This window comes from Trinickia diaoshuihuensis, from assembly GCF_003390925.1.
GTDB classification, from domain to species: domain Bacteria; phylum Pseudomonadota; class Gammaproteobacteria; order Burkholderiales; family Burkholderiaceae; genus Trinickia; species Trinickia diaoshuihuensis.
In genome coordinates this window covers 121,559-141,079 of the sequence record NZ_QUBS01000024.1, presented here as the reverse complement: position 1 = coordinate 141,079, position 19,521 = coordinate 121,559, and the positions used below count along the sequence as shown (strand labels likewise).

Genomic DNA, 19,521 nt, shown 5'->3' with positions numbered 1-19,521 from the left:
ACAGTCCCGCAGCGAGTCGATCGACGAGGAGTAGTCAACATGAGCACAACCAACGTCTTGAACGTCGGAATCGCATCACTCGAGCAATACAAGGCTCGGACGATGGCAATCGCGCGGGGTGAATATGTGCCCGGTCCCGATGAACCGAAAGTTTGGTTCCAGTCACTCGAGACGCCGGCACAGGTGCTTTCCGACAGAAATCGGTCGTTGCTAGCGCTCATCGCGGAGACGAAACCGGCGTCGCTGAGTGAGTTGGCCGAATGTTCCGGCCGCGCGAAGTCCAATCTTTCACGGACACTTCGAACCAAACCATGGAGCGATACGGGCTCGTTCACTTCGAAGAAGGCAAGGGTCGAGAAGTCGCGCCGCGCGTCAAGTACTGCGGCGTGGAACTGGAAATGTCTTTTGGATGATGCCGGCCGACTCACTCTTGATTAAAGTCATGCGTCTGCCATGCGCCTTCGCGATCACGCGTCCCACAACCCCACGCGATGATCGAGCAGCGCCTGCAATCGTGCCTCGTATGCCATCCCCGGCACTGCCACCCCAATCACATCCCCGATCAAATGCCAGAACCGGTTGATCCTTTGGTCAATTTGACATCCGCTCAGCCTCGTCCATTGAACCGCATTCAGCCGGCGGCAGCCTCAGCCGCTTCCTGGGCCACCGGCGGCGTGTGAGTCCGCCGAATTTGCTCGATCATCCTCGTCAACACGTCGAAGGCGGTTTCGGGCGTGGCCTGCGTTGGGGTTGGCTTGTTCGGGTTTTGATGAGCGATCCAATCGCGATATTGTTTGATCTGCTTCACCTGTCCGACTAGATCGACATCGACTTCGCCCTTAAAGAGGTCGAGAATTTCGCCAAATCTCCAGTATTCAACCTCACTCCCGAATTTCTCCGCCAGTTTCGCCGAGTACTGCTGCGGGTATCCTTCGGCAAGCAGACGGTTCGCTGTCTCTAGATGCTCGATGACAAATCGCTCGAACGTGGCAAACAGTGCCAAGATGGCGAGGTCAGCAGCCTGTTTTGCCACGTCTTGAAGCACCGTGTTTGCTTCCTCCTCAGTGGCTCCGATGAACTGAGTGCGACGGATAAGCTCCTCGTGCTGGACTTGAATAGTACGTGTAACGACCTTGAAGCAATCGCTCGCTACAGAGAACGCCTTATAGACTGGAGCGAGCGGGTTGTCAGAATTCATAATCGGAGACGTCCGTAAGCAAGTCGAGGAACAGAGTTTCTTCGACGCGTTTCGCTCGTCTGACTGTTGCCTCAATCCAGTACCAACCGTCTCCATCAACACCAGAAAGCATCGGCATCGATGAGGCGCGTGTGGGTTGTCCCGCTACGACGGTTTGCTCAGAAATCACGGGACCTTTGCCAACATAGAAAAGGAACGCATGCCTCGTCACTCGGCCAACCAGGTCGATTCTTCCTTGCGCGCCAATGATCTTAGATCCAACCGGCAGGATCTTCGCGACTGGCATACCGTCCGTCGAAATCGCGAGGGTTGGCGCATCATATTCGGCCATTCGCTCTTCCCTAAACTTCACGACACCTCTTTCGACGGCCAGACCATGCCTTTCACACCACTCCCTCGCTTCGACCAGGAAAGTCTCAACGCGTTGCACATACTCCTCAGGGAGAAGAGCGGGGGTTCCGGTTTGGGCGCGGTCACTGTTGATCCTGTATATCGTCACAATGCGCTCACGGTGGCCTTTCGGCACCTGTTGCTCCACTCACAATCGTGCATGTCGATGCGGCGTGGCGAGGCTTTCATCGGCACCCGCGCTCAAGACATCAGCCTACCACCGAATTCATCTCAAAACCCGTGGCAAAGGAACCCGCGGACTCGGGTCGAGCGAGCAGGATTCCCGAATCGTTGACTCGGAATTTCAGGGAAATCCCAGAACCGGATCTATTAGGAGATATCGCCGAGCGAGCAAACACTCTCCCCGTTGCGGAGAGAATCCCCTTTCGGCTACGTTACGCCGCCAGCCACTTTCGCAACGCCTCCCAAGCCCTTAACTTTTCAACGTACGGCACGGCCGCATAAGCCGGGCTGCTCGACGGTAGCTTGATGAGATCGAGCGACATACGGCTTTCGGCCAACAGTTGCATTCCGATCTTCGCCGCGGTGCCGCCAGATCATTCGTCGCATGATCTCGAATACGGCTATCGAGGCTACCCTCACGCTTGGCCTTCGCAATCACATCCACAGCCCTACCCGATGATCGAGCAGCGCTTGCAGGCGGGCGTCGTAGGTCATCCTCGGCAACGCCACACCAATCACATCGCCCACCAAATGCCAGAACCGATTGGGGTTTTGGTCAATTTGACATCTCCGGCCACATGGTTCGCCTCAGTTACCAACACCTCACACTATCGTCGCTTCGTCAGGAATCGGCCAAAAGCGGTCGTGGACCAACAACAGCAACAAGACATCCGGTAGGCAGGTCGAGTTCCGACAACGGACACGCACGTTTTCATGGCGATCCATTCTTCACATCTGGCCGGTGTTTGTTACGACCGACCCCTCAATTTCCTGAAGATGAGCGGCATTGCGTCAGCATCCAGCCCATCCATGTCAACCAGTCGCAGGGACTTCACCATGTCCAGCGTCGAACGCTTGTACTTCTTGAAATGCGGCGACTGGATATGTGCGTCGTACGCATCGTGGCTCGCATAAATTTCCACAATCTTGATGTGCGTCGGGCTATCCTTTTGAGCCATCGGAAAAATGCACACTACCCCCGGCTCGACGCGCATCGACGCCTCAGCCTCCTCGTTCAAGATGCGCCGATATGCTTCGAGATGCTGATTGAATATCTCGATTTCGGAGATACGGACTAACATTTTTGGCTCCTGCGCATGGACGTTACCGTGTTGCCCCAACGGCCGTACCCAACACATCACAACGAGCGCGAAGAGGATAAGGCGTCGGCACTCGATGAACGGGTCCTTCATATCTATTTTCGCATTCGATGTTCGTCCAGCGGCGGTACGTTCAACGGCGGCGGCGAGTTCGCAAGCTACCGCCATCGAACGTACCGCCGCTCGCGACATTCAGTTCCGCGGCACTGAAATCGTCGGCGGATGTTCCGGAAGCGGTGGCACGATGCCATCCACCGGATGGGGGACATACGGCGCTTCGAGCGCGGCGATTTCGTCCTGCGTCAGCGAGAAGTCGAGCGCGGCGATGGCGGTTGCCAGATGCTCGGGCTTCGTTGCCCCGATGATCGGCGCGGTGATCGCCGGCTTCGTCAACAGCCACGCCAGTGCGACGTGCGCGCGCGGCACATGGTGCGCCTCGGCGATACGCGCGACGACGTCAACCACCTTCCGGTCCTGGATTTCAGCGTTCCGGTACATTTGCAGCGCAAAGGCATCGTTCTGCGTGCGGCGCGTGGTTTCGCTCCAGTCGCGCGTCAGCCTGCCGCGCGCCATCGGGCTCCACGGAATGACCCCGATGCCCTGGTCGGCGCAAAGAGGCAACATTTCGCGTTCCTCCTCCCGATAGAGCAGGTTGTACTGCGGTTGCATGGAGATGAAGCGTGTCCAGCCGTTGCGTTCCGCGACGTGCTGCATTTTCGCGAAGCGCCATGCCTCCATCGACGATGCGCCGATGTAGCGGGCTTTGCCTGACTTCACTATGTCGTGCAGCGCCTCCATCGTTTCCTCCACAGGCGTGCCGTGGTCGAAACGGTGGATCTGGTAGAGGTCGACGTAGTCCATGCCGAGGCGGGTCAGACTGTCGTCGATCGACTGAAGCAGCGCTTTCCGCGAGAGAAACCCGGTATTGGGTGAATTGCGCCACGGAAAGAACGCCTTGGTGGCGACAACGACCTCTTCGCGCCGGGCCATGTCGTTGAGCGCTCGGCCCGTGATCTCCTCGGAGCTTCCGCCCGAATAGATATTGGCAGTGTCGAAGAAGTTGATGCCCGCCTCGAGCGCTTGCCGAAAAAACGGGCGGGAGGCCGCTTCATCGAGGGACCAAGGCTGGGGCAGGCGGGCGGGCTCCCCGTAGCTCATGCATCCCAGGCAAAGACGAGATACTTTCAGGCCCGTTCGGCCCAGATTGACATATTCCATGTTCACCTTCGAAGATCTATGATCACATCACGCCGATAGGCAGCCTGCGGCAGGCCCGTGGTTGACGATCTGTCCGGTGTCACCGCTACACGACAACCACGGACCGACACCGCGATAGACGCTGCCGAAGCAGTCAAGCGTCGCGCGACGCGAAAAGGGACTCCCAGCCGACGAACGGGCCGAGCGGAATGATCTCCCAGTCGATCAGGCCGACCTTGGCCAGCGGAAACTCGGCGAGCGCCTGTCTCGCGGCATCGACCGAATCGCTTTCGGCAATGATGGCGACGCCCGGGCGGTCCTGACGGAACGAGATTTCGCGCACGAAGCCCGTTTTATACAGATGCCACGCATGGCGCACTTCTTCGAGAAGGTGGGGCTGATAGGCGTCCGGGCTGGCCCCCGGCAGCGGGACGTCGAGACAAAGCAATTTCATCGTGCGGCTCCTGACATGAACTGGCTGGTCACGTGAGCGACGCGCTCGCCCAGATGCGCAGCGGTATCGATATCGCTCCCGATGGGGGTGATGTCCGGTGATGCATCATCCGATTGCGCCATCGCGCCTAGCCATCCGCCGACACGATTCTTCTCCTGCGGCGACTTGCCCGGGAAGATATCGAGGCCGACCCAGATCATCCCGTGCTGGGCGGCAAACAGCGCCATCGTGACGAGGGAATTCAGCTTGTCGCCGTGCATGGCGCCCGAATTCGTGAAGCCTGCGGCAATCTTGTTCCGCCACGACTGGGGAATCCACGCGGGCCGCGTCGAGTCCTCCATCACCTTTTTGAGCCTCGCGCTGACGGTGCCGTTGTAGGTCGGCGAACCGAAGATGATCGCGTCGCTCGCGGCGAGTTTTTCCCAGGGCGTATCGCCATCTGCAACGGCGATCAACTGCGCTTCGGCACCCGGCACGCGACGAACGCCGTCTGCAACGGCTTGGGCCTGTTTCGCGGTGTGACCATAGCCACTGTCATAGAGGATCGTGATGAGCATTGAAGACTCGCAAGCTTCGGACGGACGGGCGATGTCCGCCATTGTCACCAGCGTCACTCATTACGGGAAGTTCTGGCAGGGTTGAACCACCCTCAACTGCAAGTTTAGAATCGGGCGGCGCGACGACAGGTCGGCGCGATGTCGGTCATGGAGGAAATGTGGATTCTTCGCAGCGTGTTCGAGCCATCATTTCTCTCGTCCAGGCAGTGGATGCGGGAAGTTTTGCGGCAGCGGCCCGACAATTGGGCGTGACGTCGGCTGCCGTGAGCAAGAACGTGGCGGGCCTCGAAAAAGCATTGGGTGTGCGGCTGATGAACCGGACGACCCGCACACTCAAACTCACCGAGGAAGGCGAGGCTTTTTTACGCCACGCGCGCATCGCACTTGAAACACTGGATGCCGCGATCGATACGGTTTCCGCCCGGCGGGCCGAGCCGGCCGGGCGCGTGCGGATTTCGACGAGTGCCGCCTTCGGGCATAACCACGTGCTTCAGGCGCTGCCCGCGCTGCTCGCTCGCTACCCGGCGCTGTCGGTCGAGGTCGATTTCGACGATCGGGTCATCGATATTGTCCGGGACGGCTACGACATTGCGGTGAGAGGCGGCAACATCCCGGATTCCGCGCTCGTGACTCGCCCCATTTGTCGCTTGAATACGGTACTGGTAGCGTCTCCCGACTATCTGGCGAACCATGGCGTGCCCGAAACGCCGGATGCATTGCACGCGCACCGGCTCATTGCACGGCGATTCCTGAGCGGCCAGGTCGCGCCATGGAACTTCACGGGCGACGACAAAAGCATCACGACGATCGACCCCTCCGGCAAGGCAATGCTGACACTATCCGCACCGGAATCGCTGGTGCAGGCGGCGTGCGATAGCGTTGGCATCGCGGAGGTCGGGGTGCATCTTGCGTGGGATCGGTTGCGTTCCGGTGCGCTGAAGGTCATTCTCCACAGGTTTCACCATCCCGGAAGCTACGAGATGGTGATGCAGTATCCACACCGGGCGCTTGTCGCGCCACGAGTGCAAGTCACCGTGAAACATCTGCTGGAAGCGCTAACGGCGGATAGCAAATTGCATGTGCCTACGGATGCCTTGGATATCTATAGCGTGTAGCAGCCAGCCATCGTTCAGTGTGACCTCGGCTTGCATTATTAAACGTGTGGTTCCGCGTGGAAACTGCGTGTGCAGCATCGCGACGACCGGAAGTATTCATCGAGCGACCGCTGAAGATCTACAAACCGACGGGGCACGTCCGATGCGGTGAAGGGCGGCTCTGGGTCGATTGCAGCCGGTCAACCGCTTGCACTCTCAGCGTGCTGGCGAGTCGCGCTTTTGCGTGTCAACCACGAACTCTCAAAGTCAGATTCGTTGGCTGACAACCAAAGCCCGCCCAGTGTTTTGTCAGTGCGGCTTTATAGGAAATGCGATCGCATCGCCGACCGTTCCCACATCGATACGACCGTCAATGGCGTGAGCGCCGGAATCCCGACGAATGCATAGAGAAGATCTCCGTCCAGTTTTGGCCGCCGTATGTGATGCCCGCGAACGTAACCGTCGACGCCGTGTCATCCACGGCGTATGCGAGGATAGTCTCGCCTTCAATGTTCCACGTTCGAAGCCCGGCCATCAGGTCACCCTGACTGGTGCCACGATTCGGAAATGTGGCGAACGTTTCGCACGTGTCGAACACGGTGGACCTGTAGCGATCGATTGAAGCATCGGAACGATCATGGTCAACCATGTAGAACTCTATGTCCTGAAGCATTTCATAGAACGACTGCAAGTACTGAACTTTATACTTCCTCACCCAGTAGACCCCGATTTATTCCGACGACGTTTGCGACGATCATGATTCAGCTTTTCCTCAATCTGCTCCCGGGTCATTGCAGTTCCCGGGTCGGCTTTGTATTGGAGGTAGGCAGGGACCACCTCCTCTGCTAGCCATTGCCGAACAGCCTTGTCGCGCTCCTTCAGTAGCCGAAGTCCGTCTCTGATCACCTCGCTATCGCTGTTGTAGTCACCGCCCGCAGTTTGCTCGCGGACGAAGTCGAGCAGTTCAGGCGTCAACGTAATCGTCAAGCGTTCACTAGCCATGATTTGGCCCCTATCCTTTCAGTATGACACTATCATACACCTGGTAGGATGGGCTATATGGGCGGGATCAGTGCTCAACGAACGTTGTCCCGTGCTGTCCGCGCCGAGGCCGAAAGCGCCACCCTATCACCGGATACATCTCAAAACCAGTAGTCAAGAAACCCCTCAGACTCGCGTCGAACGAGCAGGATTTCCCAATCGCCGGTTAGGAATTGCGGGGCAGCCGCGCCACTGGATCCATCAGGGAAGTATCACCGGGCGAGCAAACACTCTCCGCGCTGCGGAGAGAATCGTCATTGGGGAAATTACGCCACCAACCACCTGCGCAACGCCTCCCACGCCCTTAATTTCTCGGCGTAAGGAACGGCCGCATACGCCGGGCTGCTGGAAGGAAGCTTTATAAGATCGAGCGATAGGCGACTTTCGGCCAATGCCTGCATCCCGATCTTCGCCGCCGTCCCGCCGTTGAATGCCACCGCCGCGAGATTTGGCAAAGCCGTCACCAGCGCCGCCAGATCATTCGTCGCATGATCTCGAATACGGCTATCCAGGCTACCCTCTCGCCGAGCCTTCGCAATCACGTCCCACAACCCGACTCGATGATCGAGCAGCGCTTGGAGCCGCGCCTCATACGCCATCCCCGGCAACGCCACCCCAATCACATCCCCGATCAGATGCCAGAACCGATTCTGCGGATGCGCGTAGTACTGACTCTGAGCGAGCGACGCTTCCCCCGGCAAGCTGCCGAGCACGAGCACGCGAGTCTGCTCATTCACGACCGGTGGAAACGAATGCTTGAACGTCACGATGACGACGACGAGCGCGCGACGCGCGGCGCAAGCGATAGACGCTCGGCTGCCCGGCTCGGCGCATGCCCCGCATGCGAAGGACGCGCCGGGCGTCCGCCGCGATCGTGAGGAAGATGGGAATGGGCATGCGAAGACGAACCCGCATCGCCCAGTGCATCACCCGCTCCGCGCGCATCGAGACGCGCCCACAACGCAGGCAACATACACTCGGTCACCATGAGCGGCGCGCCATGGCGAACGAATACCGATCGGCGCGCAAGCAGTGCATGCGGCGCACGCCCCGCGATTTCACGTCGCGCGAGCACCGCAAGCGGATGCCTCGGCGCAAGCCGCGTACTGACCAGTACCGAGCGCGCCACGCTGCTATCGGCATACAGCAACTCGGCAAGCGGGCGCGTCCGCAACCGCCGCATCGCTTGCCAAACGCCTCGACTGGCGGCAAGCGGCGCGATGCTATGCGCGGCCACGAACGGCACCCCATCCACCTCGAGCACGACCTCCCGCACCCAAACGCGCGTGCGCGGCGCCACGCGCAGCGCCGCGCACTCGTCAGGCCACGCGCAATCGACCGCCTCGCGCGTGACCCGCACTTGCACGTCGCCGAGTGCGCGCAAATGCGCGGTGAGAGACCCGCCGCGCGTGAGCCAATCGTTCTGACCGAACGTGGAGCGAGGCCGCCGCGCCGCGCGCCAGGCGCGGCTAGCGGCGTCGTAGCGCAGACGCGCGGCGTGCATCAGCGCGCCAAAAGCAGCGCATTGGTGCGCTTCACGAAGGTGGCCGGATCGTCGAGCGTGCCGCCCTCGGCCAGCACGGCCTGATCGAACAGCAGATTGCACCAATCGGCGAAGTCGCCCTGTTCGGGACTCAGCGCCTTCACGAGCGCATGTTCGGGGTTGATCTCGAGAATCGGATGGAATTCAGGCGTCTTTTGCCCCGCCGCCTTCAACATCCGTTGCAGATACCCCGTCATCTCGCCGTCGTCGGCGACCAAACACGAAGGCGAATCGGTCAGGCGGAACGTCAAGCGCACGTCCTTCGCCTTGTCCTTGAGCACGTCTTTCATCTTCTCGACGAGCGGCTTCATCGTTTCGCCGATCGCCTCATGCGCCTTCTTCTCTTCGTCGTCGAACGCATCGAGATCGAGATCGCCGCGCGCCACGCTCGCCAGCGGCTTGCCGTCGAACTCGGTGAAATACGCCAGCGCCCATTCGTCGACGCGATCGGTCAACAGCAGCACCTCGATCCCCTTCTTGCGAAACACTTCGAGATGCGGGCTATTTTTTGCGGCTTGCCAGCTATCGGCCGTCACGTAGTAGATCTTCGTCTGTTCGGGCTTCATGCGCGAAACGTAGTCGGCCAACGAGACGGTCTGCTCGGCCGAATCGTTATGCGTCGACGCGAAACGCACGAGCTTGCCGATCCGTTCGCGGTTCGCGAAGTCTTCACCGAGGCCTTCCTTGAAGGCTTGGCCGAATTCCTTCCAAAACGTCGCGTACTTGGCTTTGCCTTCCTCGGTCTCGGCGTTGGCCATCTCCTCCAACATCGACAGCACGCGCTTGGTCACGCCTTCGCGGATCGCCTTGACGTCGCGGCTTTCCTGCAAGATTTCGCGCGAGACGTTCAGCGGCAGATCTGCCGAATCGACCACGCCTTTCACGAAACGCAGATAGGTCGGCAGCAATTGCTCCGCGTCGTCCATGATGAACACGCGCTTGACGTACAGCTTCAGGCCGCTGCGATGGTCGCGATTCCACAAATCGAACGGGGCGTGCGCAGGCACATACAACAATTGCGTGTATTCGCTGCGGCCTTCGACACGGTTGTGCGTCCATGCGAGCGGGTCTTGCTCGTCATGAGCAATGTGGTGATAGAACTGCTTGTACTGCTCGTCTTCGATCTCGTTCTTGGGCCGAGTCCACAACGCGCTGGCCTGGTTGACCGTTTCGTCCTCTTCCTTGACGACCATCTCGCCCTTGTCCGCATCCCACTCTTCCTTCTTCATGAGGATCGGCAAGGCAACGTGATCGGAGTATTTGCGGATGATCGACTTGAGCCGGTACGACGAAAGCAATTCGTCTTCTTCGGGGCGCAGATGCAACGTGATCGTCGTCCCGCGTTGCGCGCGCTCCATCGTCTCGACCGAGAAATCGCCCTCGCCCGCGCTGATCCAACGCACGCCTTCTTGAGCCGGCAACCCGGCGCGGCGCGTTTCGACGGTGATCTTATCGGCGACGATGAAGCCCGAATAGAAGCCGACGCCGAATTGGCCGATCAGCGCCGCATCCTTTTGCTGATCGCCCGACAGTTGCGAGAAGAATTCCTTGGTGCCCGACCGGGCGATCGTACCGAGATGCGAGACCGCCTCGTCGCGGCTCATACCGATGCCGTTGTCGTCGATCGTAATCGTGCGCGCCTCCTTATCGAACGACACGCGAATCCGCAGGTTCGGATCGTTCTCGTACAGCGCGCTGTTGGCGATGGCTTCGAAACGCAGCTTGTCGGCGGCATCGGACGCGTTCGAGATCAACTCACGCAGGAAAATTTCCTTGTTGCTGTAAAGCGAATGGATCATCAATTGCAGAAGCTGCTTGACCTCTGCCTGAAAGCTCATGGTTTCTTGTGCCATGGTCTCAAGTTCCTTTGCGTACGGTTACGGTTCGTAAATGACGGAAAACGACGATTCGCGCGCCGCCCGCGCCCGGCGAGCAGTCGCAACGCGTCGCAACGCGAGAACGGCCCTTTAACTGGGGGCGCACGCCTAATCTTTCAAGGGCCGGGCGACGCGATGGCTCGTCTCGATGTAATCGGCCAGAAAGCCCGGCAGCGCCGGATCGCCGCAATTGGCGACGTTGAAGCGCATCCAGGTGGTCGGCGACTGGTGCGGAGAAAACAAACTGCCCGGAGCGAGCAAAAACCCGGCCTCCTGCCCGGCCGCGGCGAAGGCGTCGGCATCCACCCCCGCATCGGCCCATAAAAACATGCCGGCGGTCGGCATCGAAAAAAGCGAGAATCCGGCCTGCTCGAGCATGCGGGCGGAGCGTTCGCGCACGGGATCGAGCCGCGCCCGCAGGCGCTCGACGTATCGCCTGTAATGCCCTTCGGTCAAGATTTTGTACAGCAGCCGTTCGTTCAACTCGGGGGTCGTCATGCCGATCAGGATCTTCTGATCGGCAATGGCCTGTGCAACCTCGGGCGCGCAGGCGACGTAACCCACTCGCAAATTCGCCGTCAGCGTCTTTGAAAAACTGCCTAGGTAAATCACGCGTCCGAGCTGATCGAGCGTGGCGAGGCGCGTAACGGGGTGGCTCGGCGGGCACAGATCGCCGTAGATATCGTCTTCCACCACGACGAAATCGTATTCCTCGGCCAAGCGCAAAATACGAAAGGCTTGCGCCGGCGACAACGAGGTGCCGGTCGGATTGTGCAGCACCGAATTGATGACGAGCATTTTCGGCCGCCAGGTCTTGACCTGCTCCTCCAGCGCATCGAGGTCGGGGCCGGCGGGTGTGTACGGCATGCCGACGAGGCGCGCGCCTTGGGCGACGAACCTGCCGAACATCTGAAACCATGACGGATCGCCGACGATGACCGCATCGCCCGGTTCGACGTAAAGGCGCGCGATCAGATCGATCGCCTGCGTGATACCGGACGTGAGCACGATCTGATCGGGCGCGGCCCCGATTTCCAACTCTTCGAGGCGTGTCTGCAGTTGGTGGCGCAACGGCAAAAACCCTTGCGCCGTCCCGGTGCCGAGCCATTGCCCGGCGCTTTGCCGCGCGAGGGCGCGAAGTGCCGACGCCACGAGTTCACCGTCGAGCCAATGGCTCGGCAGGTACCCGAGGCCCGGACCTTTGTCGGGCGGTCCCGCGTGTAGCGTGTTACGCACGAGCCAGACGACGTCGATCGGCCGGGGCGCCGCGGCGGCATCCTGCCGTCCCGCCGCCGAGCCGCGCTCACCGGGCCCGTTCGCGACGCGTTCGCGCACGTAAAAACCGGAGCCGCGCCGCGACTCCAAGTAACCCTGCGCGACGAGCCGCTCATAGGCCTCGACGACGGTAAAGCGCGAAACGCATTTATCCTGCGCGAGTTTGCGGATCGATGGCATCCGCATGCCGGGCCGGAATACGCGCTCCTCGATACGACGCCGCGCCCACTGAACCAACTGCTCGACCAGCGTCAAGGACGACGCCCCATGCGGGGCCGGAATTTGATCAAGCGCGGTGGACATGGCGGTGGCGGTGAACTGTACCGAAAAGTATCGATACGATTGTACAGTTACTGTGCAGGCCATGCCGATTAAAGTGATCGTTGATTCTAATCCGGCGGGACCGGTGCGCTCATCGACAGATCACTCGCGCCGCACATCGCCGCTCACCCGCTTTTGCAATGAAACACACCTACGCGCTGGAACTCGATCATCTCGTCGTCGCCGCCCGTACGCTCGAAGAAGGCGCTCGCTTCATCGCCGAGACGCTCGGCGTCGAACCCGTCGCCGGCGGCAAACACGTCGCGATGGGCACGCACAACCGGCTCCTCGGCCTGTGGGGCGGTGCCTATCTGGAAGTCATCGCCATCGACCCGGATGCCGAACCGGAGCGCGCCGGCAACGAATCGGCGCCGCCGCGCCGGCCACGGTTGTTCGCCCTAGACGAGCCGGCCATGCATGCCCGGCTGGAGCGTGGGCCCGCTCTCACGCACTGGGTCGCGCGCGTGGCGCGTCCGAAAGATCTCGGCCGCTGGCAGGCCCAATACCCGGCGCGCATCCCGGACGTCATGCCGATGGCCCGCGGCGAGTTGACTTGGCGGCTGACGGTGCCCGCCGACGGCAGCTTTCCGGCCTGGCAAGGCGCCGGAGACGGAATCGTGCCGACACTGATTCAATGGGATACGGCAGCGCACCCGAGCGCGCGTCTGCCGCAGACGGGCTTAGCGCTCAAAACGCTGAAGGCGCGTCATCCGCGCGCCGACGAATTACGAACCCACCTCGAATGGCTCGGAGCCGCCCATTTGATCGAGTTGGAAGGCGCCGCCGACGGTCAAGCCGCGCTGATGGCGGAAATCGAAACGCCGAACGGCGTGCGTACCCTCGCCTGACGCGCGAGCGCACCGCCCAACCCGATCGCTTGGAGCGCTTTTAATGACCCATTCTCGTGAAACGCAAGGGATGCTGCTCGGCTTGCTGGGCGTCATCATCTTCAGCTTGACCCTGCCGATGACCCACGTGGTCGTCCAGGAAATCAATCCGGTGCTCAACGGTCTAGGCCGGGCGCTGGCCGCCGCCGTGCCCGCCGCGGCGCTATTGGCGTGGCGCCGCGAGCGCCTGCCCAACCGCGCTCAACTGAAAGGTCTGGCGGTCACCGCGCTCGGCGTGATCGTGGCCTTTCCCGTCCTGTCTGCCTGGGCCATGAAGACCGTACCGGCTTCGCACGGCGCGCTGGTCAACGGTTTGCAGCCCCTGTTCGTGGCTATCTATGCCGCCTGGCTCTCGCGCGAACGGCCTTCGCCGGCGTTTTGGGCGAGCGCGGCCATCGGCAGCGCGCTCGTCGTCGGCTATGCCCTGCATGCGGGCGGCGGAGCGCTTCAAGCAGGCGATCTATTCATGCTCGCCGCCGTCGCCGTCGGCGCGCTCGGCTATGCGGAAGGCGCGCGCATCGCGCGCGAACTGGGCGGTTGGCAGGTGATCTGCTGGGCGCTCGTGCTGGCGGCCCCGCTTCTGCTGATTCCGGTCGGTTGGCTCGGCTGGGAGCAGCACGTGGCCCATCCGGGGCCGTTCGCGCTGCGCACCTGGGTCGCGTTCGGCTATGTCTCGCTCTTCTCGCAATTCATAGGATTTTTTGCCTGGTATGCGGGATTGGCCATGGGGGGAACCGCCCGAGTGGGACAAGTGCAGCTATTGCAGATATTCTTCACGATCGCATTCGCGTCGCTTTTCTTCGGCGAAACGGTCGCGCCGTCGACCTGGCTGTTCGCCCTCGCCGTCATCGCCACCGTGATGCTCGGCCGCAAGGCGGCCGTCCGGACGGCCGGCGCGGCATCGGCCGGCGCGACAACGGCCGCCGCAACAACCGCAACTGGGGCACCCGCGACGGGACGACTCGCGCGATAATCGCGCTTCTCGTCTCGAAACATTACCCATGTTTCGGTAGCGACGACGGAACCCAACTCAACCACCATCGAGTACTAAGGAGACGTTTCATGGATCACAGCGATCTGCCGCACACGAACTGGCGCATTTCCGAGCGCGCACGCAAACTCACGAGCTCCGCCATCCGCGAGATCCTGAAAGTTACCGAACGTCCCGAAGTCATCTCGTTCGCGGGCGGCCTGCCCTCGCCCGTGACGTTCCCGGTCGAGCGCCTGCGCGAGGCCTGCGAGCGTGTTACGCGCGACGCCCCGGCCGCCGCATTTCAGTACAGCGCCACCGAGGGCTTCGCGCCGTTGCGCGAATGGGTGGCCGCCCGCTACTCGAAGAACGGCGTCACGATTCGCCCGAGCCAGGTGCTCATCGTGACCGGTTCGCAGCAAGCGCTCGACTTGCTCGGCAAGGTGCTGATCGATCCCGCGAGCCCGGTGCTCGTCGAAACGCCGACCTATCTCGGGGCACTGCAATCGTTCTCGATGTACGAGCCGCGCTACGTACAAGTGCCGACCGACGAGAACGGCTTGATCCCCGAAGGCCTGACGCCGGCGCTGACGCAAGACGCGCGGCTGCTCTACGCCCAGCCGAACTTCCAAAACCCGACGGGACGCCGCCTGCCGCTCGAACGCCGGCGCGCGCTGGCCGAGTTCGCCCGTACGAGCCCGTTCCCCGTGATCGAAGACGATCCCTACGGCGCGCTCGACTACGCCGGCGCACCACTGCCGACCCTGCTGTCGATGGCGCCCGACCACGTCGTCCACTGCGGCTCGTTCTCGAAGGTGCTCGCGCCGGGCCTGCGTCTCGGCTACGTCATTGCCCCCGAGGAATTGCATTTCAAACTCGTGCAGGCCAAGCAAGCCACCGATCTGCATACGCCGAGCTTCACGCAACGCGTCGTGTACGAAGTGATCAAGGACGGCTTTCTCGACGAACACGTGCCGACGATCCGCGCGCTGTATCGCGATCAATGCGAGGCGATGCTCGCGGCGCTCGAACGCCACATGCCCGCGGGCGTCACCTGGAACCGCCCGGAAGGCGGCATGTTCATCTGGGCGAGCTTGCCGAAGCACATCGACACGATGAAACTGCTGGAAGCCGCCGTGGCCGATAACGTTGCATTCGTGCCGGGCGCCCCGTTCTATGCGAACGATGCCGATCACAGCGCACTGCGCCTGTCGTTCGTGACCGTCCCGCCTGCGCGCATCGACGAGGGCATCGCACGTCTGGCCAAGTTGATCCGCGAGCGGATGTAACCGCTTAAAATCCCATGCCTTCGCCGCGCGACGGCGGGGCATGGGCCGATCGGATCGACGGCTCATCGTACTGTCTCTTTCACCTATCCATTCGAGGAACCGCCATGGCAAACCAAAACGTCTACGACAAGCTCAAGGAACTCGGCATCGAATTGCCCGCCTCGGCCACGCCGGCCGCCGCTTACGTCATGGCGGCGCAAACCGGCAACACCCTGTTCGTGTCGGGCCATACCGCCAAGAAAGACGGCAAGCCGTGGGTGGGCAAGCTCGGCGCGAACATGACGACCGACGAAGGCAAGGTTGCCGCGCGCTCGGTCGCAATCGACCTGCTCGCCACGCTGCACGCGCATACGGGCGACCTGAACCGCGTCAAGCGCATCGTCAAAGTGATGAGCCTCGTCAATTCCACGCTCGAATACACCGAGCAGCACCTTGTGACGAACGGCGCATCGGAGCTCTTCGGCGAAGTGTTCGGCGATGCCGGCAAGCATGCGCGCTCGGCGTTCGGCGTGGCGCAAATCCCGACCGGCTCGTGCGTCGAAATCGAGCTCATCGCGGAACTCGCCTAACCGGGAGCGCATCGATGAGCGCACGCCAAGTCCGCTTCAAGCAGGTCGACGTGTTCTCGGAGGCGCCGTTCAAAGGCAATCCATTGGCCGTCGTCTTCGATGCCGACGGCCTGAGCGACGAGCAGATGCAGGCGATCGCGCGTTGGACGAACCTGTCGGAAACGACGTTCATCTGCGCGCCGACCGAGCCCGGCGCCGATTACCGGGTACGCATCTTCACGATTGCGTACGAGTTGCCGTTTGCCGGTCATCCGACCCTTGGTACGGCGCATGCGCTGCTCGAAAGCGGGTATCGGCCGCGGCAACCGGGCCGGCTCGTTCAGCAATGCGGGGTTGGACTCGTCGAGATCGCGTTGCGCGACGACGGTTCGATGGCGTTCGCGGCACCGCCAGCACGGATTGAGCCGCTCGACGCGGACGACCAGCGAGCACTGAAGGCCGCGCTCGGCAACGATGAGATCGATTTCGGCGACATCGAACCGTGCTGCCTCGACAACGGCACACCGTGGCTTGCGGTCGGGGTCGATTCGCCTAACACGTGTATCTCGATTGAGTTCGATCCGGTCGCTGCCGCGCACATTGTGCGGAAAGTGGGCATGACAGGGCTTGCTTTTTATGCGCATCATGCACCAGGCGGCCCGGCGACGCTCGAAGTGCGCTGCATCGTCATCGACAGCAACCACTCGATCTACGAGGATCCCGTGACAGGGAGCGCCAATGCGGGCCTCGCCAGTCTCTTCGCGGCGCGGGAGCGCCGTCCGGGCACGCGCTACACGGTCCGCCAGGGTACGGCGATCGGGCGCGAAGGCCGAGTCTCGGTCGAATACGGCGCGGACGGCGCCATTTGGGTCGGCGGCCGTTCGACGACCATCGTCGACGGCACCTTCCGCATCGCCTAAGCCGCTCGCGCGGCTACCCTCAAGGAGCGGCGCTTGCCGCTCCCTTCCCTCCCCTCCATATTCCACTTAGCGAAATTTCCGATGCGCTCCCGCGCAGCGCATACGGCCGGTCCGGCGGCAGTTCGTCGATGCCGAACGGCCGTGGAATGTGCATCCACGACGTGCACGGTCATGAAATGGGAATACCATTGCTGAAATCGTGCCCGGTGCGACGAACGTTTACCCGATAAACGGACGCTATCTTAATTTTTATCCATTCAGTAATATCCTCGATGAGGAACGTCTGCGGTATTCGAAGCCTTCCAAAATACTCACTGCCCCGATGAATTTCGCCCGGCTTCATTCCACGAGAGACACCCGCACGCGATCCAACGCCGCGGGCTCACGCCGTCGCGCGCTGATTGCGATCCCGGCGCTGGGGATACTCGTGCTTGCGCTACTGTGGACGGTGATCTCGGCTCGGCTATCGGTCGAGCGCGACTCGACCTACCGGGAAGCGACGGCCTCGGCCGCGATTCTTTCCGCCGCGCTCGAGCAGCACACCGTCAAAGCCATTCACCAAGTCGACCAGATCACGCGTTTCGTTAAATACGAGTACGAAAAGAGCCCCGAGCGCTTCGATCTCGCGAGTACCGTCGAGAAAGGGGTCGTGCAAAGCGATACGCTCGTGCAAGTCTCGATCATCAACGAGCACGGCATCCTCGTATCGAGTACGGCCGAGCCGAACCCGGCGCCGATCGATCTTTCCGATCGCGAGCACTTCAAAGTGCACGAGCACGAGAACGACGATCAGCTCTATATCAGCAAGCCCGTGCTGGGCCGCGTCTCCCATCAGTGGACGCTGCAGATGACGCGCCGCCTGAACCATCTCGACGGTTCGTTCGCGGGCGTCGTGGTCGTCTCGGAAGACCCGGGCTACTTCACGAGCGATTTCTATAACAACGCAGCGATCGGCAAGGACGGCGTCATTGCCGTGATCTCCGACAACGGCGCCGTGCTCGCGCGCCGCACCGGCGTGGCCCGCGATCCCGCCGGCGCGTTCTCCGCGAGCGGCATCTACCCGATCTCGGAACACGTCTCGGGCACGATGACCGACCCGATCGACCACGTGAAGCGGATCGTTTCGTACCGGCATATCGACGGCTATCCGATGGGCGTGCTCGTCGGGCTATCCCAGGCCGAGGAATTCGCCGACTACAACCACACGCGCAACGTCTACTTGCTGATGGCGAGCTTCATCTCGCTCGCGATGCTCGGCTTCTTCGCCGTCGCGACGGGGCTCATCGGCAAACTGCTCGGACGCGAGCGCGAAATGACGCACCTCGTCGAGTACGACCTGCTCACCGGCTTGCGCAACCGCTATGCGACGATGCAAAGCCTGCGGCAAGACGTCGGCGATCCGGCCAACGTGGGGCGGCTCGCCATCTTGTTCATCGACCTGGACAACTTCAAGACGGTCAACGACACGCTTGGACATAACGCCGGCGACATCGTGCTGCAAATGACGGCCTCGCGCCTATCGGATGCGGTCGGCGGCGCGGGCGTGCTCTCGCGCATCGGCGGCGACGAGTTCGTCGTGGTGCTCAAAGGCGGCGACGTCGAACGCCAGGCCGTGCAACTCGCGGAGAGCGTGCGCGAAATCTTCGAGCATCCGTTCGACGTGCGCGGCACCTCGTTCGTCCTGCATGCGAGCATCGGCATCGCCCTGTATTCGGTCGGCAGCGAAAGCGAGATCGACCTGCTCAAAAAAGCCGATCTCGCGATGTACAGTGCCAAGGACGCCGGCAAGAACTGCTATCAGTTCTATTCGCCGCACCTCTCGCATCGCGCCGATCACCTCATGCAATGGGAGCAGCAACTGCGCGTCGCGCTGGCCGAGAACCAACTGTTCCTCGTCTACCAGCCGAAGATCGATCTGGCGCGCCGCTGCATCACGGGCTTCGAAGCGCTCGCGCGCTGGAACCATCCACAGCAAGGCGTGATCTCCGCGAGCGAATTCATCCCCGTGGCCGAGTCGACGGGCCTCATCGTGCCGATCGGCGACTTCGTCATCGAAACGGCCTGCCGCCAATTGGCCGCCTGGCAGCGCGACGGCTACGAGACGCTGTCGCTCGCCGTCAATATTTCGGCGGTACAGTTCTGGCGCGGCGACTTGTACGAGACGATTTCGCGCGCGATCGAAGACAGCGGGATCGCCGCCCATCGGCTCGAGCTCGAGATCACCGAGACGGCGATGATGGAGTACCCCGAACTCGTTTCCGAAAAAATCGTCGCACTGAAGCGGCTCGGCGTCGGCATCGCACTCGACGATTTCGGCACCGGCTATTCGTCGCTCTCGTACCTGAACCGGTTCTCGGTCGACACGCTCAAGGTCGACCGCTCGTTCGTTCAAGCGATCCCCGCCGACCGCAGCGTGTGCGTCATGGTCTCTGCGATCGTCAATCTGGCGCGCTCGCTAGGGTTGACCGTCGTCGTGGAAGGCACCGAGACGGAGGAGCAGATCGCTTGGCTGTCGGCCCTCGGCAATATCCAGGCGCAAGGCTTCTTGTTCTCGCGCCCGGTGCCCGCGGAGGGAATTCAGGCGCTCCTCGAACGCTTCGGCGTATGCGATATGCACGAGCCGTTCGGGACACAAGGCAAGACGCAAAAGAACACGAGCAAACAATCGGCGTAGCGC

At 61.7% G+C, this 19,521-nt stretch carries 20 protein-coding genes and 1 pseudogene; 8 read left to right on the top strand and 13 right to left on the bottom strand.

Features of this window, described 5'->3' with window-relative positions; all coding sequences use genetic code 11:
- Positions 1-39: 39 nt before the first annotated feature.
- Positions 40-438: an HVO_A0114 family putative DNA-binding protein gene (locus DXT59_RS06650; RefSeq protein ID WP_240324419.1), complete on the top strand. Its 399-nt coding sequence runs from the start codon at positions 40-42 to the stop codon at positions 436-438.
- Positions 439-631: 193 nt separating this feature from the next.
- Here the strand turns inward: DXT59_RS06650 and DXT59_RS06640 are convergent, their stop codons facing one another.
- From DXT59_RS06640 to DXT59_RS06610, 7 genes and pseudogenes are all read right to left on the bottom strand, one after another.
- Positions 632-1,198, bottom strand: coding sequence for a hypothetical protein (locus DXT59_RS06640; RefSeq protein ID WP_116136117.1), 567 nt, complete (start codon positions 1,196-1,198; stop codon positions 632-634).
- Positions 1,188-1,736, bottom strand: a complete 549-nt coding sequence (locus DXT59_RS06635) for a hypothetical protein (protein WP_116136116.1) — start codon at positions 1,734-1,736, stop codon at positions 1,188-1,190. The genes DXT59_RS06640 and DXT59_RS06635 overlap by 11 nt, the downstream gene beginning before the upstream one ends.
- 247 nt (positions 1,737-1,983) lie before the next feature.
- Positions 1,984-2,317, bottom strand: a pseudogene (locus DXT59_RS06630) (uracil-DNA glycosylase family protein); the annotation flags it as partial.
- A gap of 203 nt (positions 2,318-2,520) precedes the next feature.
- Entirely contained in the window at positions 2,521-3,063 is a 543-nt protein-coding gene (locus DXT59_RS31095; RefSeq protein ID WP_240324418.1) for a putative quinol monooxygenase, read from the bottom strand.
- The gene (locus DXT59_RS06620) at positions 3,064-4,089 is read right to left on the bottom strand and encodes an aldo/keto reductase (protein WP_116136115.1); all 1,026 of its coding nucleotides are present in this window, start codon (positions 4,087-4,089) and stop codon (positions 3,064-3,066) included.
- A 133-nt stretch (positions 4,090-4,222) separates the two neighbouring features.
- Positions 4,223-4,522: a hypothetical protein gene (locus tag DXT59_RS06615; RefSeq protein ID WP_006498287.1), complete on the bottom strand. Its 300-nt coding sequence runs from the start codon at positions 4,520-4,522 to the stop codon at positions 4,223-4,225.
- Positions 4,519-5,079, bottom strand: coding sequence for a flavodoxin family protein (locus DXT59_RS06610; RefSeq protein WP_116136114.1), 561 nt, complete (start codon positions 5,077-5,079; stop codon positions 4,519-4,521). The genes DXT59_RS06615 and DXT59_RS06610 overlap by 4 nt, the downstream gene beginning before the upstream one ends.
- 158 nt (positions 5,080-5,237) lie before the next feature.
- Between DXT59_RS06610 and DXT59_RS06605 the strand changes: the two genes are divergently transcribed.
- Positions 5,238-6,194, top strand: a complete 957-nt coding sequence (locus DXT59_RS06605; RefSeq protein WP_116136113.1) for a LysR family transcriptional regulator — start codon at positions 5,238-5,240, stop codon at positions 6,192-6,194.
- A 349-nt stretch (positions 6,195-6,543) separates the two neighbouring features.
- Here DXT59_RS06605 and DXT59_RS06600 read toward each other — a convergent pair whose 3' ends face one another.
- The 6 genes from DXT59_RS06600 to DXT59_RS06575 form a co-directional block, all read right to left on the bottom strand.
- Positions 6,544-6,822 carry a hypothetical protein gene (locus DXT59_RS06600; protein ID WP_162877972.1) on the bottom strand — a complete coding sequence of 93 codons (279 nt, stop codon included), beginning with the start codon at positions 6,820-6,822 and terminating at the stop codon, positions 6,544-6,546.
- 62 nt (positions 6,823-6,884) lie between these two features.
- Complete coding sequence (locus DXT59_RS06595) at positions 6,885-7,175, bottom strand: type II toxin-antitoxin system ParD family antitoxin (protein ID WP_116136111.1); 291 nt, start codon at positions 7,173-7,175, stop codon at positions 6,885-6,887.
- 305 nt (positions 7,176-7,480) lie between these two features.
- Positions 7,481-7,981, bottom strand: coding sequence for a DNA-deoxyinosine glycosylase (locus tag DXT59_RS06590; protein ID WP_116136110.1), 501 nt, complete (start codon positions 7,979-7,981; stop codon positions 7,481-7,483).
- On the bottom strand, positions 7,978-8,718 hold the full coding sequence (locus tag DXT59_RS06585) for a chorismate--pyruvate lyase family protein (RefSeq protein WP_116136109.1): 741 nt from the start codon (positions 8,716-8,718) through the stop codon (positions 7,978-7,980). The genes DXT59_RS06590 and DXT59_RS06585 overlap by 4 nt, the downstream gene beginning before the upstream one ends.
- A complete protein-coding gene (gene htpG / locus DXT59_RS06580) occupies positions 8,718-10,610 on the bottom strand; it encodes a molecular chaperone HtpG (protein WP_116136108.1) in 1,893 nt (630 codons plus the stop codon). The genes DXT59_RS06585 and htpG overlap by 1 nt, the downstream gene beginning before the upstream one ends.
- 132 nt (positions 10,611-10,742) lie before the next feature.
- Entirely contained in the window at positions 10,743-12,212 is a 1,470-nt protein-coding gene (locus DXT59_RS06575; protein ID WP_116136107.1) for an aminotransferase-like domain-containing protein, read from the bottom strand.
- A 158-nt stretch (positions 12,213-12,370) separates the two neighbouring features.
- On the opposite strand from DXT59_RS06575, the gene DXT59_RS06570 reads away from it, so the two are divergent.
- From DXT59_RS06570 to DXT59_RS06545, 6 genes are all read left to right on the top strand, one after another.
- A complete protein-coding gene (locus DXT59_RS06570; RefSeq protein ID WP_116136106.1) occupies positions 12,371-13,078 on the top strand; it encodes a VOC family protein in 708 nt (235 codons plus the stop codon).
- 43 nt (positions 13,079-13,121) lie between these two features.
- Complete coding sequence (locus DXT59_RS06565; protein ID WP_116136105.1) at positions 13,122-14,090, top strand: DMT family transporter; 969 nt, start codon at positions 13,122-13,124, stop codon at positions 14,088-14,090.
- An 89-nt stretch (positions 14,091-14,179) separates the two neighbouring features.
- On the top strand, positions 14,180-15,376 hold the full coding sequence (locus DXT59_RS06560; protein WP_116136104.1) for an aminotransferase-like domain-containing protein: 1,197 nt from the start codon (positions 14,180-14,182) through the stop codon (positions 15,374-15,376).
- A 104-nt stretch (positions 15,377-15,480) separates the two neighbouring features.
- Entirely contained in the window at positions 15,481-15,945 is a 465-nt protein-coding gene (locus DXT59_RS06555) for a RidA family protein (RefSeq protein WP_116136103.1), read from the top strand.
- 14 nt (positions 15,946-15,959) lie between these two features.
- Complete coding sequence (locus DXT59_RS06550; RefSeq protein ID WP_116136102.1) at positions 15,960-16,844, top strand: PhzF family phenazine biosynthesis protein; 885 nt, start codon at positions 15,960-15,962, stop codon at positions 16,842-16,844.
- Positions 16,845-17,166: 322 nt separating this feature from the next.
- Positions 17,167-19,518: a bifunctional diguanylate cyclase/phosphodiesterase gene (locus DXT59_RS06545; protein WP_116136101.1), complete on the top strand. Its 2,352-nt coding sequence runs from the start codon at positions 17,167-17,169 to the stop codon at positions 19,516-19,518.
- The last annotated feature ends 3 nt before the right edge of the window (positions 19,519-19,521 follow it).

Bases quoted from the DNA above. Each gene is read 5' to 3' on its own strand.
- htpG (WP_116136108.1), bottom strand. From the start codon at position 10,610: ATGGCACAAGAAACCATGAGCTTTCAGGCAGAGGTCAAGCAGCTTCTG.
- DXT59_RS06560 (WP_116136104.1), top strand. From the start codon at position 14,180: ATGGATCACAGCGATCTGCCGCACACGAACTGGCGCATTTCCGAGCGC.
- DXT59_RS06595 (WP_116136111.1), bottom strand. From the start codon at position 7,175: ATGGCTAGTGAACGCTTGACGATTACGTTGACGCCTGAACTGCTCGAC.
- DXT59_RS06620 (WP_116136115.1), bottom strand. From the start codon at position 4,089: ATGGAATATGTCAATCTGGGCCGAACGGGCCTGAAAGTATCTCGTCTT.
- DXT59_RS06570 (WP_116136106.1), top strand. From the start codon at position 12,371: ATGAAACACACCTACGCGCTGGAACTCGATCATCTCGTCGTCGCCGCC.
- DXT59_RS06565 (WP_116136105.1), top strand. From the start codon at position 13,122: ATGACCCATTCTCGTGAAACGCAAGGGATGCTGCTCGGCTTGCTGGGC.
- DXT59_RS06545 (WP_116136101.1), top strand. From the start codon at position 17,167: ATGAATTTCGCCCGGCTTCATTCCACGAGAGACACCCGCACGCGATCC.
- DXT59_RS06615 (WP_006498287.1), bottom strand. From the start codon at position 4,522: ATGAAATTGCTTTGTCTCGACGTCCCGCTGCCGGGGGCCAGCCCGGAC.
- DXT59_RS06575 (WP_116136107.1), bottom strand. From the start codon at position 12,212: ATGTCCACCGCGCTTGATCAAATTCCGGCCCCGCATGGGGCGTCGTCC.
- DXT59_RS06650 (WP_240324419.1), top strand. From the start codon at position 40: ATGAGCACAACCAACGTCTTGAACGTCGGAATCGCATCACTCGAGCAA.
- DXT59_RS06610 (WP_116136114.1), bottom strand. From the start codon at position 5,079: ATGCTCATCACGATCCTCTATGACAGTGGCTATGGTCACACCGCGAAA.
- DXT59_RS06600 (WP_162877972.1), bottom strand. From the start codon at position 6,822: ATGGTTGACCATGATCGTTCCGATGCTTCAATCGATCGCTACAGGTCC.
- DXT59_RS06555 (WP_116136103.1), top strand. From the start codon at position 15,481: ATGGCAAACCAAAACGTCTACGACAAGCTCAAGGAACTCGGCATCGAA.
- DXT59_RS06640 (WP_116136117.1), bottom strand. From the start codon at position 1,198: ATGAATTCTGACAACCCGCTCGCTCCAGTCTATAAGGCGTTCTCTGTA.
- DXT59_RS06585 (WP_116136109.1), bottom strand. From the start codon at position 8,718: ATGCACGCCGCGCGTCTGCGCTACGACGCCGCTAGCCGCGCCTGGCGC.
- DXT59_RS31095 (WP_240324418.1), bottom strand. From the start codon at position 3,063: ATGTCGCGAGCGGCGGTACGTTCGATGGCGGTAGCTTGCGAACTCGCC.
- DXT59_RS06550 (WP_116136102.1), top strand. From the start codon at position 15,960: ATGAGCGCACGCCAAGTCCGCTTCAAGCAGGTCGACGTGTTCTCGGAG.